Source organism: Bacillus sp. B19-2 (genome assembly GCF_022832475.1).
In the GTDB taxonomy this organism is placed as follows: domain Bacteria; phylum Bacillota; class Bacilli; order Bacillales; family Bacillaceae; genus Bacillus; species Bacillus paralicheniformis.
The window spans coordinates 108139-121402 of sequence record NZ_JALHKQ010000002.1; the positions used below are offsets into that span (position 1 = coordinate 108139).

Sequence of the window (13264 nt, forward strand, 5' to 3'; positions counted from 1 at the left end):
TTTAATTGGTTTTCATGGCGGCTAAAGCGCCCTCGGGGATTTCCTCTTCGTGTATTTCAGTCAAGCTTCCGGCTTTCGTTCCGTACGCCCATACTTTGATGAAAGCGCCGGGACGCAGTTTTTCGTCCGCCTCTGCTTCAATCTGCTGTTTGTGTCCGCTTGCGTCATATCCGGTTAATGTATAGTTGTACTTTCCGTTGTTCAGCTTTTCTGCATGATCTTCGGCTTTGAGATAATAGGCCTCAGGCTTACCCTGGCCTTGTATGAAATCATCGGCCAGGGGCACAAGGCCACCTGTCGCTTTCTGCAGGATAAAAACGCCGGCAACGGCGATCAGAACTGCGGCAATCAGGCCGCCTGCCCGTGTCTTCATATACCTTCTCCTCTTTCATTCAGTTTGTGGATGGTATTATTTTATAAAAAAGGCGCAGGGAGAAGAAATTGATTCATATTACAATACACTTACATGATTGTAAGGTAGGATGAATCGCGGCGGCTTTTGTTTATCAGACCGCTTCGTGTCATAATATATCCAAACAAAAGGAGAGACCGAGATGCAAAAAGTGATGATTGTAGAAGACGACCCGAAGATTGCCGATTTGTTAAAATCGCATATTGTCAAATACGGATACAACGTTCATGTCGTGAAAGACTTTGACCGTGTCATCGATGAGTTCAGAAGCACGGCGCCTGATCTTGTTCTGCTTGATATTAATTTGCCAAGCTTTGACGGCTATTACTGGTGCCGGCAAATCCGCCAGGAATCGATTTGCCCTGTCTTGTTTATTTCGGCACGGACGGGCGAAATGGATCAGGTCATGGCATTGGAAAACGGCGGGGATGACTTTATCACCAAGCCGTTTCACGCCGAGATCGTCATGGCAAAAATACGCAGCCAGCTTCGCCGGGCTTACGGGGAGTATGCGGCAAAGGCAGAGGAACGGCTTCTTGAAAAAGAAGGACTGCGGCTGTATCCGGAAAGACTTGAACTGACATTCGGCGGTCAAACGGCTGCTTTGACGAAAAAAGAAGCCGATATTATCGAAAGCTTAATGGAACGCCATCCGAGGATTTCCGGCCGCGAAGATTTGCTGGCCAAGCTGTGGGATGATCAGGCCTATGTGGATGAAAACACGCTTAATGTCAACATTACACGCGTCAGAAAAAAGTTTCAGGAGCTCGGTATTGAAGATGCGGTGGAAACAGTGCGGGGCGCGGGCTACCGCTTAAATGTATCCTGGGTGAAGGCGGGAGAGGAATGAAGCTTTTTTTCAAAGAACACTATTTGTTGATTGCTGTGCAAGTGCTGCAGTTTATCACGATGCTTTCGGTGTACTGGCTTGATGGGTATCAGCACATCAGGCCGGCTTTTTATGCCGTTTTTCTCGGCTTTTTCTTTCTTGGCTGCTATCTTTTCTACCACTACTATACGCGCCGGAAGTTTTACAAACGGATGACGAGCGGGCTGGAATCATTGGATGACACCTTCAGGCAATCGAATCAGCCCCAATCCCCTCTGTCAGAAGCGCTTGAACAGCTGCTGAAAAGCCAGTACAGGCAATACCGCCAAGAATTAAAGAAGCTGGAGCTTGGACAAAAAGAGCATTTGACCTTCATGGAACAATGGGTGCACCAAATGAAGACACCGCTGTCGGTCATCGAACTGACGGCTCAAGATTTGGATGAACCGGAATCATCTAGCATCCGCGAGGAGACCGAACGGATGAAAACGGGCCTCAATACGATTCTCTATATGGCCAGACTGCGGACGATCGAGCAGGATTTCCGTATAAAACCGGTCGCATTGGCGGATATCGTTCACGAGGTCAATCGTGAAAACAAGCGTTTCTATATTCGTAGTCAAGTTTATCCTAAGTTCAAGGAAGTCAAAAAAGGCATCACCGTCGAAACAGATGAAAAGTGGCTGTTTTTCATCATTTCCCAATTTGTCAACAATGCGGTCAAATATTCGGCGGGAAAAAGCAATACGGTTATGATTTCTATTGGTGAAAACGATTCGGAAGCGGTATTGGAAGTGACAGATTTCGGCGCCGGCATCCCGGATACAGATCAAAAGCGGGTATTCGACCCGTTTTTCACAGGAGAAAACGGACGCCGTTTCAGAGAATCGACCGGAATGGGTCTTTACTTGGCAAAAGCCGCGGCTGACCAGCTCGGCCACCGGATCGAACTTGAATCGCAAGAAGGGAAGGGCACGACAATCCGGCTGATTTTCACGGCTACGCAAAACCTTACATCGATGTAATGAAAGTGAAAGAAGAATCGATAGTTCTTCAACAAGAGATTCAGGTAAACTGATCACAGATCAAAAGTTGAAGGTGAAAGGAGATCTTATGATGCTTCAGGTCAAACAAGCCAGTAAGATTTACGAAGGAAAAATTGCGTACCGCGCGTTAACAGATATTAACTTAACAATTGATAAAGGTGAATTCGTCGGCATCATGGGGCCGTCCGGAAGCGGAAAAACGACCCTATTAAATATGATTGCAACGATCGATGAACCGACGACGGGCGAAATATTGATCAGCGGCCAAAACCCGCATGTTCTCAAAAAAGAAAAATTGGCGAAATTTCGCCGCAGAGAGCTTGGATTTGTGTTTCAGGACTTTAATCTTCTGCCGACATTAACGGTTGAAGAAAATATCGTACTGCCTTTGACGCTTGACGGCGAAAAGGTCAGGGAAATGAAGCGGAAGGCAAACGATTTAGCCGAAAAGCTGGGGATTACCCAGATCATGAAAAAGCGCACATATGAAATATCAGGCGGCCAGGCTCAGCGTGCCGCTGTAGCGAGAGCGATGATTCACTCACCGAAGCTTTTGCTTGCCGATGAGCCGACGGGCAATCTTGATTCAAAGTCATCCAAAGATGTGATGGAAATGCTTGAGTCGATCAACCGCAACGAAAAAGCGACCATGATGCTTGTCACGCATGACCCTCAGGCGGCAAGCTATTGCAACCGGGTCGTCTTTATTAAGGACGGAAAGCTGTATTCGGAGATCAACCGCGGCGATAACCGCCAAGCGTTTTTCCAAAAGATTCTCGATACACTGTCCTTGTTGGGAGGGGATGCAAATGACCTTTCGTCAGTTCGCGTTTAACAACGTCATTCGCAACAAGAGGCTGTATGCCGCTTATTTTCTCAGCAGCATGTTTACGGTGATGGTTTTTTTCGCATTCGCGATCTTTGCTTTCCACCCGGTGATGACCAGTGATTCTTTGACCTCCGGCATCGGGCAGCACGCTTCCGTTGGCCTGTTAGTCTCCGGCGGCATTATTTTCGTCTTTTCTTTCTTCTTTGTGCTGTACTCAATGAGTTCGTTTCTTCAATCGAGAAAAAAGGAATTCGGCGTTTTAATGATCCAGGGGATGTCCATGCGCCAAATTCGCATGATGGTATTTCTTGAAAATATGCTGATTGGCTTTTTTGCGACAATCGGCGGGATTGTGCTCGGGCTTGTCTTCGCCAAATTGATATTGCTTACAGCGGAAAATGTGCTGATTATCGATAATAAGCTCGATTTTTATTTTCCGTTGATGGCGATGATTGTGACGTTTATTTCTTTTAACGGCCTGTTCTTATTTATTTCTTTTCTTGTGTCATTTGTGCTCAGGAGCGAAAAACTGATTGTTCTGTTAAAAGGAAACAAAATCTCCAAAGGGGAGCCGAAAGCATCTGCCTTACTTACGCTCATTGCAGCTGTGCTGCTTGCCGGAGGGTACTACACCGCTTTGATTGTCAAAGGAATAGGCGTTCTTGCGGCGATGGTGCCGGTGACGATTGTTGTCATTATCGGCACATATCTGCTGTTTACGCAGCTGAGTGTTTATGTGATCCGCAGACTTAAAAAACGAGAAAGCCTGTTTTGGCGGAAAACGAATATGATTTTGTTTTCTGATCTGTCTTACAGGATGAAAGACAATGCGCGGACGTTTTTTATGGTGGCCATTATCTCTACTGTCGCGTTCAGCGCCATCGGGACGCTGTACGGTTTCCAAACCCTGCTGACAAACGGAATTAAAGATATGAACCCGTATACGTTCTCGTATAAACCGCCGAAAACAAACAAAGACACCGAAAAAGACGTGGCTTTCATCAATGACACGCTGAATGAACGAAATATCAAAACAGATAAAGCTTCAGCTGTCCTTCAATATTTCGATGTCGACGGCAATGACATGCTGATTGTGAAAGAATCTGACTATAACAAGTTTGCCGATCTCGTCGGGGCCGACCACGTCAAGCTTGAAGAAGGGAAAGCCGCAGCTGCCGAGTATGATGTCAAGATCGGTCTCGAGGGAGAAGACGACCAGTCGCTCCCTTCGTCAATCCCTCTTGCAACCGGAAAACAGCTGAAGGCTGACAAAACGGTCCGTTCAAAAGCGTTATCTGAAAACCACTATTATATTGTGACAGACAATGATTTCGCACAGCTGAAAAAACCGAAAAGCGAAAACCGGTTCTATGCCTGGCAGGCAAAAGAAGCTGACAACATGTCTTTAGTGAAAGCCGGGGAGGTTTTGCATAAGAAACTGGATTACATGTATTTCGGGGCTGTAGATTATGAGGTATATGATTTAAGCAGAGGGTATGGCCCGATATTATTTGTCGGACTGTTTATCGGAATCGTCTTCTTCGTTTCAGCAGGAAGCTTTCTCTATTTCCGCTTGTACACTGATTTGGACGATGATAAGCAGAAATTCAAATCGATTGCCAAAATGGGCTTAACAGACCGCGAACTGCATAAAGTGCTGAACAGGCAGATCGGCATCCTGTTCTTCGCGCCTATCGCTGTTGCCCTTATCCATGGAGCCGTGGCGCTGACCGCTTTATCGCATGCCTTTCAGTACAATCTGTTCAAGGAATCCGCAATGGTGCTCGGCGTGTTCTTCGCCATCCAGGTCATATATTACTTCATCGTCCGCTTCTACTATACGAAACAGATAAAAGCGGCGATTTAAAAAAGATTAGACTACGTGTCTAATCTTTTTTTATACTTGCAGCCGGAAAATTTGGGATAAACATACCTATGCATTTTGCCTCTTTCCTCATTTGGATGATTATGTTAATTTGATGTTATTTCAAATTTGAAAGAGGAGTGATCGATTTGCAGGTAAAAGAAATATTTGTTATTCGCTTTGTCTCCTGCTTAAGCGTTGTTTTGCTTCATGCGATATCGATGGTGCTTATGGTGCGGGCGGACATGCTTGGAGATACGGTTTTCCGGGTTGTTGAATCTTTCAGAACGCTCCTGATGTTCAGTACGCCGGCGTTTATTTTCATTTCCGAATTTTTGCTCGCGCATGCTTACCCTGGCGGCGTTCCGGAAGGGTTTTTAAAAAAGCGGTTTAAAACCATTTTCATTCCTTTTCTATTTATCGCTGTTTTGGATGCTTTTATGACCGCGGGTCTGATGATGCAGCAATTTCATGCATCGGTCATTATTAAAAAACTGTTGGCGAATATTTTCTTGGGGAATTTCATCGGTTACTTCATCCTCGTCATCTTTCAATTTTACTTGCTGCACATGTGCTTCCATTCATTTTTGCAAAAGGCGTCGCCTAAATGGGTGCTTTCGCTTTCTTTTGTGGTCACAGCGGCTTATTTGAGCTATTTCACGTTCATTCAACCTCCGGTAGTACAGGAAGAGGCGCCGTTTCCTTTTTCATGGGTGCCGTTTCCCGGCTGGCTCTTTTATTTTTGTTTGGCCTATTATTGCGGCAAAAATTACGAGCGCTTTTTGGCATTGCTGGAACGATACAGGCATGCGGTATATGCAGCAGCTGCTGTGACCGGATGTTTCATTGTAGCGGTTTCCTATTTCGGACAAGACATCGGGGTGACGTCAAAGCGTCCGGATATCCTGCTTTATTCGACAAGCATCATTTTCTTATGCTTTCACCTGTTTTCAAAACTGAAGTCGGTGCCGAAGCTGATCATGATGATCAGCAACTATTCTTTTTCTATTTATTTATTGCACGCTTTTATCCTGATTTTCGGATTGGTCATTTTAACGAGCTTTGAAAGCATCGGTACGGTTTCGGCTGTTTTGCTTTTGTTTTTCATCTCTACAGGCGTTGCGGTTTTCATATCTTGGGCCGTCAATAAATTGAAGTACGGCTATATGTTTGTCGGCAAAATTTATGTCCCGAAAAAGAGGAGAATCGAGCAAAAAGTGAGCCATCATGCCGGTTAACGACTTAGCTTGATAGAGCGAAAAGCCAGAAGGGCAGATTGCGCCGCCGAAGCTTTTCGCTTTTTTATATTCTCGCAAAAATGTTCCGGTTTTGACACATCTTTTTTTAAATGGAAGGGGGCTTATTGCCTATAATCATATTATGATAACGATTATCATTTTCAGAATGTGGAGGCCTCAACGATGGTTTTAGCCGAATTAAAACAAAAAGAGAGAGCAAGAATCATAGATTTTTCAGAAGTGAATGAACTTGTTCAGCGCAGACTTATACAGCTCGGGATGAAAGAAGAAGCTGAAATTTGCGTGCAGCGGAAATTGCCGTTTGGCGGTCCGTTCATGTTTGAGTCAGGCGGACAGTGCCTCGGCATACGGCTTGAAGAAGCAAAAAAGATCAGGATTGAAAAGCTATGAACAGCAGGCAGATTGCCCTTTTCGGAAATCCGAATACGGGGAAGACGTCATTGTTTAACGCGCTGACAGGCTCCTATGAGTATGTCGGCAACTGGAGCGGGGTGACCGTTGAGAAAAAGGTCGGACTGCTCCGCCATAAACAAGGAATGATGGTCGATCTCCCCGGCGTTTATACATTGAGTCCGCTGTCCCGCGATGAAGGGGTCGTCACTGACTTCCTGCTCAATGAATCATTTTCAGACATATTGAATATTGTCGATGCATCCCAGTTAAAGCGGAATTTGCACTTAACTGTGCAGCTCCTCGAATTTGGTCATCCGCTCACAATCGGTTTAAATATGATCGATGTCGCAGGACAGCGCGGCGTCTTCATTGATCATCAAAAAATGTCTGCAGCGCTAGGTGTTCCGGTGATTCCTGTGATTGCCCGCAGCGGCAAAGGGTGTGATGAACTGAGCCGGCATTTGCTTCTTGAAAAAGAAAGGAGGGCGAAGCCGCTCGTCATCAATTACGGAAGCGCGGTAGAAGAAGCGATTGGCCGGATCGAGTCAATCATACCGGAACGTCCCGGCGTTTTAAAACGGTGGATGGCTCTTCAATATTTGGAAGGCAACTCGAAAATGAAAGAGCAGCTGGAAGACGCGGCCGACAGCGAACGGTTAAAGAAAATTTACGAGGAGACAGAAAAACGCCTTCTTCAGGAACAATCCGCAAAATCGCTGCATCAGCATATTTACAATGAGAGAGAACGATGGATTGACCGCATTATGTCATCCTCTGTTGAATATCAGTCAGACCGAAAACAGACGCTGACTGAACGCGTGGATCAGATTGTCACGCATCAGGTGCTGGGCATCCCGATTTTTTTGTTGTTCATGTATCTCATGTTCATGCTGACGTTTGATTGGCTTGGTGTTCCATTGTCTGATGCATTTGACGGTTTCATTGGCGGTCCGCTGACGGAATGGACGGCTTCGGCGCTGTCGGCAATGGGAGCCAGCCCGTTTATCGAGACGCTCATTCTCGATGGGATCATTGCCGGTGTCGGCGGTGTGCTCGTTTTCGTCCCGCAGATTTTTATTCTGTTTTTCTTCATTTCGGTGCTCGAAGATTCCGGGTACATGGCGCGTGTGGCCATGGTGATGGACCGTCTGATGGAGGCGATCGGTTTAAACGGTAAAGCCTTTATTCCGCTGATCATCGGCTTCGGCTGCAATGTTCCGGGCGTCATGGCTGCGCGAACTGTAGAGCAGCCTAAGGAAAGACTCTTGACGATTATGCTGACGCCATTTATGTCCTGTTCTGCAAGACTGCCGGTTTATGCTTTGTTTGCAGGGGCTTTTTTCGCGGCTCATCAGGCTTTTGTCGTCCTTTCTTTGTATGTGCTGGGCATTGCCGCAGCGCTTGTGCTGGCGAAGTTTTTATCCTCGTCCAAGCTCAAAGAAGAAAAGTCGTTTTTCGTGATTGAACTGCCGCCGTATCGTTTGCCTCAAGCGCGTACATTGTGGCGGGCAACATGGGAAAAGGGCAAAGGTTTCGTCCGCAAAGCCGGGACTTACATTTTTGGCGGATCTGTCCTCATTTGGCTTTTATCGTATACAGGGCCCGGCGGAACGGGCGTTGAGATGGATGACAGCTTTTTAGCGATGATCGGCGGAGCGCTCGCACCGTTGTTGATGCCGCTGGGGTTCGGCACATGGCAGGCAGCGGCATCACTATTAACCGGTTTTCTCGCGAAGGAAGTTGTCGTCGCTTCGATGAGCATCATCTATTTTGTACCCGAAGCCCAGCTGCAAGGCATGATGGCTGAGCAATTTACACCGCTGGCCGCATACGGATTTATGGCGTTCGTTCTTTTATACGTGCCATGCCTCGCGACAGTCGCGGTGATTAAAAAAGAAACAAACTCGAAAAAGTGGATGTTCCTGTCCATTGTTTACGGACTGGCCATTGCATATGTGATCGCGTTCTTGATTTATCAGGGCGGACGATTGCTTGGGTTATCATAGGAAGGATGTGACAGCATGCTGTTTAATATCACGATCGGAGCGCTCATCTTCGGTTACGCGGCATGGACGCTTATAAAATTTGTCAAACGAAGCCGGAAAGGAAAATGCGCCGCCTGTGAATTAAATCGTACGTGTCAGTCGGCTTGTGATGAGGTGAAAAACAGCTGAGATGCTCAGCTGTTTTTGTCTTTTAGACTTGCACTTCACTCATCAAAGCGAGGGTATTTCCTTCGGTATCTTTAAAGAAGGCCATCCAGGTTTCCGTTTGCTCGATTTTCGCCACCACATGCGGCTCAATTGGAAAAGAAACGCCTTTTGTTGCGATTTCGTTATATACTGCCGGCAAATCTTCAACTTGAAAATAGATGACGGAGCTTGCATGAGCAAATTCATCTTTTTCCGGGAGACTGAGAAGAAGCCGCAGCCCGCCGCACTCAAAGAAAGCCATACGATCTGTCTGAAATAAAAGGGACAGGCCTAATACATCCTGATAAAATGCCGCAGCCCGCTCCAGGTCTTTAACCGGCACCCCGATTTGTCCAACCTTTTCAATTCCCATCGTTATCTCTCCCTTTTTTGTCATTATTTTCATTTTACACAATTGGTTTCAAAATATCTATTTTTCGCTGTGTTTTTTGTTTCACGTGAAACAGCGGCGGCATGCGGATTAAATCATTGTTTTCATGGATGTTTATTGTTAATATGACTTCTGTTGGTTTAAATGGAAAACGGTAGATAGGAGGCGAACGTAATGAGTGAAAATCAAAAGGCTGAGCAGGAAAGAAAAGTTGGATATGAAGGGTTTGTGCTTCTTCTTTCACTCATCTTTATTTCCATCTTTATCACGACCTCATATGAGATACCGAGCAATCTGTTACTGATCGTTCTTTTTTTCATTGGCAGCGGCTATTATTCTATTAGGCTTGTGAGCAAAGGTCTGTTGAGAAAAAAGAGGGGACTTGGCTTTAAAGCCGCATTGTTTGCCTTTGTCGTTTGGATGGGATTATCTTTTTTGTTTCATGACATTTCTTATCCATTTACTTTAGAAGGGTTATTATTTCAAATATTGATGTTTTTTCTTTTCTACATTCCTTTCTTTTTTATCTTTCAATTTGCTTTTAAGATTTCAAACATACAAGAAAGAAAGCAGTAAAAAAAGCTGGAAATTCCAGCTTTTTTTACTTATTCTCCTTCTCGCGCTTCACCAGCATCTCCGTAATCAAATCAACCTGTTTGCTGACAGAGATCGGATCGTACGGGTAGAACGTGTCAAAGTCGTTGATAAAGACACGGTTGTGTTTGACGGCGTCAAGGTTTTTCCAGATGGAAGACTGCTTGAGCTTGTCCAGCGTCTTGCTGTCGCCGTTCGGGTTATAGTCTGTTACAAACATGTAGTCGGCAGCATATTCAGGTACGACTTCCAAGGATAGTTCTTTGATGTCGCCTTTTTTGAAGATGTCCTTTTGAATCTTTTCAGGTGCTTTTAAGCCGAGGGCGTTGTACACGGCCTGGCCCCCGCGGCCGCCGTTGTCATTGAACACCCAGAATTGGCCTTTTTCCGTGTTTTCATAAATACCGAAAGTAGCATTTTTGTCGACGACTTGAGCGATTTTTTTCCTTGCTGATTTCGATTTCTGTTCGAAATCGGCTAGGAATTGTTCAGCTTCTTCTTTAGCTCCTGCAATGTCGCCAAACATCTTAACGGTTTCCTGAACATTTTTCGCCGTATTATAAGGAATCACAACGGTCGGTGCGATTTTGGACAGTTTGTCGTAATTTTCATCGTTCATCACGACAATTAAATCAGGCTTCAGTTTCATGACTTTTTCCACATTAATCGGGTCGCCTAAATCTGTCACATCTTTCATGCGGTCCTTTAAAAACGGATTGGAGAAAGACCACGAGCCGGAGCCGACGACATTGGCGCCGACCGTGAACAGTTCACCGGCATAAAAGTCTGTCACGATGCGCTTTGGATGTGTTGGAATGTCCACTTTTCCACGCGTTGATTGATATGTTCTTGTCGTTTCTTCAGCCGCTTTTTCTTTGTTTCCGTTTGACGAAGTGCCGCTTCCGCAGGCGCTGACCATGATACACAACAGCATAACTAAACCGATTATCAATAAGTTCTTTTTCACTTGACCCTCCTGTTGATATAAAGCATATGGAATTCTCTAATTGATAATGATTCGCATTATCACTGTAAATATAGCAGATGAGTCCCTCTTTCGTCTATCACTTTTTTGCTAAGTATGATTCGTGCTGTTTTGGTTAATTTGTTACTATAAACAGAAAAAGGATTGATGAGGTATGGCAGAAACGAACCCGGTGATCAAAAAACTGCAGTTCAAGGATAATGGACAGCCCGTACTGATCGTGAATCCGCCTGAGGCATACAGCGGCATCATGGCTGAATTTCAAGGCCATGTCGATCATCAGGCCGAAGCTGACCGGTACGATTTTGTTCAGGTATTCGCAGCGACCAACGCAAAGTTGCAGGCTTTAGCCAAGGAGGCTGAGCGTCATCTGGCGGAAGACGGCCTGTTTTGGCTTTGTTACCCGAAAAAATCATCGAAAGTCTACAAAGGATCGGACTGCAGCCGCGACACAGTAGTCGGGCTGCTTGCGGATCAGGGCTATGAACCGGTTCGGCAAATTGCAATAGATGAAGACTGGTCCGCGCTCAGATTTCGCAAGGCGGAAAACATTAAAACGATGAAGCGCAAATTTGCCGTGACGGAAAAAGGTAAACAGCGTACAGATCAAGAATAATCCTATACGCTTCTTTTCAGAGAGGCAGAATATTCAGCTTGTGAACGAAAGTACACAAAAAAGAAATAATATTATGTTCAATGTTTCACAAACTCTTTGTATAATGAATCTAATCTTTTAAAATACCATAGAAAAGAGGTATGCAGCTTGAAGAAATGGGCATTTGTATCAGACTTTGACGGGACGATTTCCAAACAGGATTTTTACTGGATGGTCATTGATAAATATTTTCCGGAAGGCCGTGAATTGTTCAAGAAGTGGAAGGCCGGAGAATTAAAAGATATCGAATTTTTGGGAACCGTTTTTGCTTCAATTCATCAAAGCGAGCAAAAAATCATTGATGACATTCATTCCATACCGATTGATGAATATGTGCCAGACTTCATTCAGCATGTCCAGAAAAACGGCGGCGATTTCTACATTTTAAGCGCCGGCACGGATTATTACATTCATTATATTTTAAAGAAATACGGGATTACAGACGTTGAGGTCTTTTCAAATAAAGGCTTTTTTAAAGAAGACAATGTCCATATGGACATTGATGAGAATCATTGGCATTACTCTGAGCGCTATGGGATTGATAAATCAAAGGTCATTCAAAAGCTGAAAGAAGAATACGAGACGATTTATTTTGCAGGCGACAGTGAACCGGATTCGCACCCGGCTAAATTTGCGGATGTAACGTTTGCAAAGGATGCGCTCCAGGATTTGCTGCGTCAGCAGGAGGTGCCGTTTGTAGCCGTTGAAACATTTGAAGACATTGAACAGTATCTTAAAGAAAAAGGGCGGATCGTCTAATGCCGCGCCAGGTTACCAGCATAGCCATCCCCGCGGTATTGGACATTAGTGAAGGCGTGCTTGGCCGGTTGGATGAGATATTGAGAAAGCATCAGTTTGATAAGGCAATCATGTTTTTTGACGATTTTTCCTATCAGCAGTATGAGCATTCATTAAAAGCCGCCTTTCAACATGTCAAAGTAGAAGCTGTTTTGCTGCCGTCCAACCTGGACATACAGGAGCTTTTGAAGCAGGCATTTTCAATCGGGAATTACGATGTCATCATTGCCATGGGCGGCGGGTATGTTGTCGATTGCGGAAAATACATCGCCTTTTCCAAGCGGACCCCGTTCATCAGCATTCCGACGTCGGCATCCAATGACGGGTTTGCGAGCAGCAATTGCTCGCTTCAGGTCGAAGGGAAAAAAACAACCGTGCCGGCAAGGGTACCGTACGGAATCATAGCTGATTTGAGTATCATTCAAAAAGCGCCGGAGCACTTTATTTTGGCGGGGATCGGCGATCTGATGTCCAATATTACGGCTCTTTATGATTGGGAGTTTGAAGAGCGGCACGGGGTCAGCGATGTCAATGCGTTTGCGTCGATGCTCAGCAAAAAAGCGGTCAACAGCTTTGTCCGTACGCCGATGCAGGATATTAAACAGCCGATCTTTTTAAAAGAGCTTGTCAGTTCTTTGACAATGGGCGGCATCGCCACGGAAATCAGCGGAAACAGCGCGCCGATCAGCGGTTCTGAGCACCTGATTTCCCATGCGTTGGACAAAATTGCGGAAAAACCGCAGATGCACGGCATTCAAGTCGGGGTAGCCACCTACATCATGGCTCATGTACAGGATCATCGGGCTGAGCGGATTGAAAAGGTGTTTACGAGAACAGGCTTTTTTCAATATGTGAAAACGCTGGGTCTAAACAAAGATGAGTTTCGCGAAGCGATCAATTTGTCGCACACTGTCAAGCCCAACCGCTATACGTACTTGCATGAAGCCGGCTATCGCGAAAAAGCGCTTCGCATCCTTAATGAAGATCCAATTCTGCAGGAAATATTTTAAGCAGGCC

15 protein-coding genes are annotated in these 13264 nt (G+C 45.4%); 11 read left to right on the forward strand and 4 right to left on the reverse strand.

Going from position 1 to position 13264, the window contains the following annotated elements; translation table 11 throughout:
* Position 1: 1 nt before the first annotated feature.
* A complete protein-coding gene (locus MST20_RS07820) occupies positions 2–373 on the reverse strand; it encodes a YxeA family protein (protein ID WP_243941324.1) in 372 nt (123 codons plus the stop codon).
* Positions 374–554: 181 nt separating this feature from the next.
* On the opposite strand from MST20_RS07820, the gene MST20_RS07825 reads away from it, so the two are divergent.
* The 8 genes from MST20_RS07825 (at position 555) to MST20_RS07860 (ending at position 8806) form a co-directional block, all read left to right on the forward strand.
* The gene (locus MST20_RS07825) at positions 555–1262 is read left to right on the forward strand and encodes a response regulator transcription factor (protein WP_065643488.1); all 708 of its coding nucleotides are present in this window, start codon (positions 555–557) and stop codon (positions 1260–1262) included.
* Positions 1259–2266: a sensor histidine kinase gene (locus MST20_RS07830; protein WP_243941325.1), complete on the forward strand. Its 1008-nt coding sequence runs from the start codon at positions 1259–1261 to the stop codon at positions 2264–2266. Before MST20_RS07825 ends, MST20_RS07830 begins: the two co-directional genes overlap by 4 nt.
* A 91-nt stretch (positions 2267–2357) precedes the next feature.
* The gene (locus tag MST20_RS07835; RefSeq protein WP_243941327.1) at positions 2358–3122 is read left to right on the forward strand and encodes an ABC transporter ATP-binding protein; all 765 of its coding nucleotides are present in this window, start codon (positions 2358–2360) and stop codon (positions 3120–3122) included.
* Positions 3097–4983 carry an FtsX-like permease family protein gene (locus MST20_RS07840; protein WP_243941329.1) on the forward strand — a complete coding sequence of 629 codons (1887 nt, stop codon included), beginning with the start codon at positions 3097–3099 and terminating at the stop codon, positions 4981–4983. The genes MST20_RS07835 and MST20_RS07840 overlap by 26 nt, the downstream gene beginning before the upstream one ends.
* 146 nt (positions 4984–5129) lie before the next feature.
* Positions 5130–6218: an acyltransferase family protein gene (locus MST20_RS07845; RefSeq protein ID WP_243941331.1), complete on the forward strand. Its 1089-nt coding sequence runs from the start codon at positions 5130–5132 to the stop codon at positions 6216–6218.
* A 183-nt stretch (positions 6219–6401) separates the two neighbouring features.
* Positions 6402–6629, forward strand: coding sequence for a FeoA family protein (locus tag MST20_RS07850; protein ID WP_020453562.1), 228 nt, complete (start codon positions 6402–6404; stop codon positions 6627–6629).
* Positions 6626–8638 carry a ferrous iron transport protein B gene (gene feoB, locus MST20_RS07855; protein WP_243941333.1) on the forward strand — a complete coding sequence of 671 codons (2013 nt, stop codon included), beginning with the start codon at positions 6626–6628 and terminating at the stop codon, positions 8636–8638. The genes MST20_RS07850 and feoB overlap by 4 nt, the downstream gene beginning before the upstream one ends.
* Positions 8639–8653: 15 nt before the next feature.
* Entirely contained in the window at positions 8654–8806 is a 153-nt protein-coding gene (locus tag MST20_RS07860; protein WP_243941336.1) for a FeoB-associated Cys-rich membrane protein, read from the forward strand.
* Positions 8807–8828: 22 nt separating this feature from the next.
* Here the strand turns inward: MST20_RS07860 and MST20_RS07865 are convergent, their stop codons facing one another.
* From MST20_RS07865 to MST20_RS07875, 3 genes are all read right to left on the reverse strand, one after another.
* The gene (locus tag MST20_RS07865) at positions 8829–9197 is read right to left on the reverse strand and encodes a VOC family protein (RefSeq protein WP_243941338.1); all 369 of its coding nucleotides are present in this window, start codon (positions 9195–9197) and stop codon (positions 8829–8831) included.
* Between the two features lie 34 nt (positions 9198–9231).
* Positions 9232–9459, reverse strand: a complete 228-nt coding sequence (locus tag MST20_RS07870; RefSeq protein WP_243941340.1) for a hypothetical protein — start codon at positions 9457–9459, stop codon at positions 9232–9234.
* 357 nt (positions 9460–9816) lie between these two features.
* Positions 9817–10776 (reverse strand): iron-hydroxamate ABC transporter substrate-binding protein, encoded by a 960-nt coding sequence (locus tag MST20_RS07875; protein WP_243941342.1) that lies wholly within the window; start codon positions 10774–10776, stop codon positions 9817–9819.
* A 172-nt stretch (positions 10777–10948) separates the two neighbouring features.
* On the opposite strand from MST20_RS07875, the gene MST20_RS07880 reads away from it, so the two are divergent.
* The 3 genes from MST20_RS07880 (at position 10949) to MST20_RS07890 (ending at position 13257) form a co-directional block, all read left to right on the forward strand.
* Positions 10949–11410, forward strand: coding sequence for a DUF3052 domain-containing protein (locus tag MST20_RS07880; RefSeq protein ID WP_243941344.1), 462 nt, complete (start codon positions 10949–10951; stop codon positions 11408–11410).
* 147 nt (positions 11411–11557) lie between these two features.
* Entirely contained in the window at positions 11558–12208 is a 651-nt protein-coding gene (locus MST20_RS07885) for an MtnX-like HAD-IB family phosphatase (protein WP_065643497.1), read from the forward strand.
* Complete coding sequence (locus MST20_RS07890) at positions 12208–13257, forward strand: iron-containing alcohol dehydrogenase family protein (RefSeq protein WP_243941347.1); 1050 nt, start codon at positions 12208–12210, stop codon at positions 13255–13257. The genes MST20_RS07885 and MST20_RS07890 overlap by 1 nt, the downstream gene beginning before the upstream one ends.
* Positions 13258–13264: the final 7 nt, after the last annotated feature.

Coding starts and splice junctions, on each gene's coding strand:
- MST20_RS07820 (WP_243941324.1), bottom strand. CDS start 373: ATGAAGACACGGGCAGGCGGCCTGATTGCCGCAGTTCTGATCGCCGTT.
- MST20_RS07825 (WP_065643488.1), top strand. CDS start 555: ATGCAAAAAGTGATGATTGTAGAAGACGACCCGAAGATTGCCGATTTG.
- MST20_RS07830 (WP_243941325.1), top strand. CDS start 1,259: ATGAAGCTTTTTTTCAAAGAACACTATTTGTTGATTGCTGTGCAAGTG.
- MST20_RS07835 (WP_243941327.1), top strand. CDS start 2,358: ATGCTTCAGGTCAAACAAGCCAGTAAGATTTACGAAGGAAAAATTGCG.
- MST20_RS07840 (WP_243941329.1), top strand. CDS start 3,097: ATGACCTTTCGTCAGTTCGCGTTTAACAACGTCATTCGCAACAAGAGG.
- MST20_RS07850 (WP_020453562.1), top strand. CDS start 6,402: ATGGTTTTAGCCGAATTAAAACAAAAAGAGAGAGCAAGAATCATAGAT.
- feoB (WP_243941333.1), top strand. CDS start 6,626: ATGAACAGCAGGCAGATTGCCCTTTTCGGAAATCCGAATACGGGGAAG.
- MST20_RS07860 (WP_243941336.1), top strand. CDS start 8,654: ATGCTGTTTAATATCACGATCGGAGCGCTCATCTTCGGTTACGCGGCA.
- MST20_RS07865 (WP_243941338.1), bottom strand. CDS start 9,197: ATGGGAATTGAAAAGGTTGGACAAATCGGGGTGCCGGTTAAAGACCTG.
- MST20_RS07880 (WP_243941344.1), top strand. CDS start 10,949: ATGGCAGAAACGAACCCGGTGATCAAAAAACTGCAGTTCAAGGATAAT.
- MST20_RS07890 (WP_243941347.1), top strand. CDS start 12,208: ATGCCGCGCCAGGTTACCAGCATAGCCATCCCCGCGGTATTGGACATT.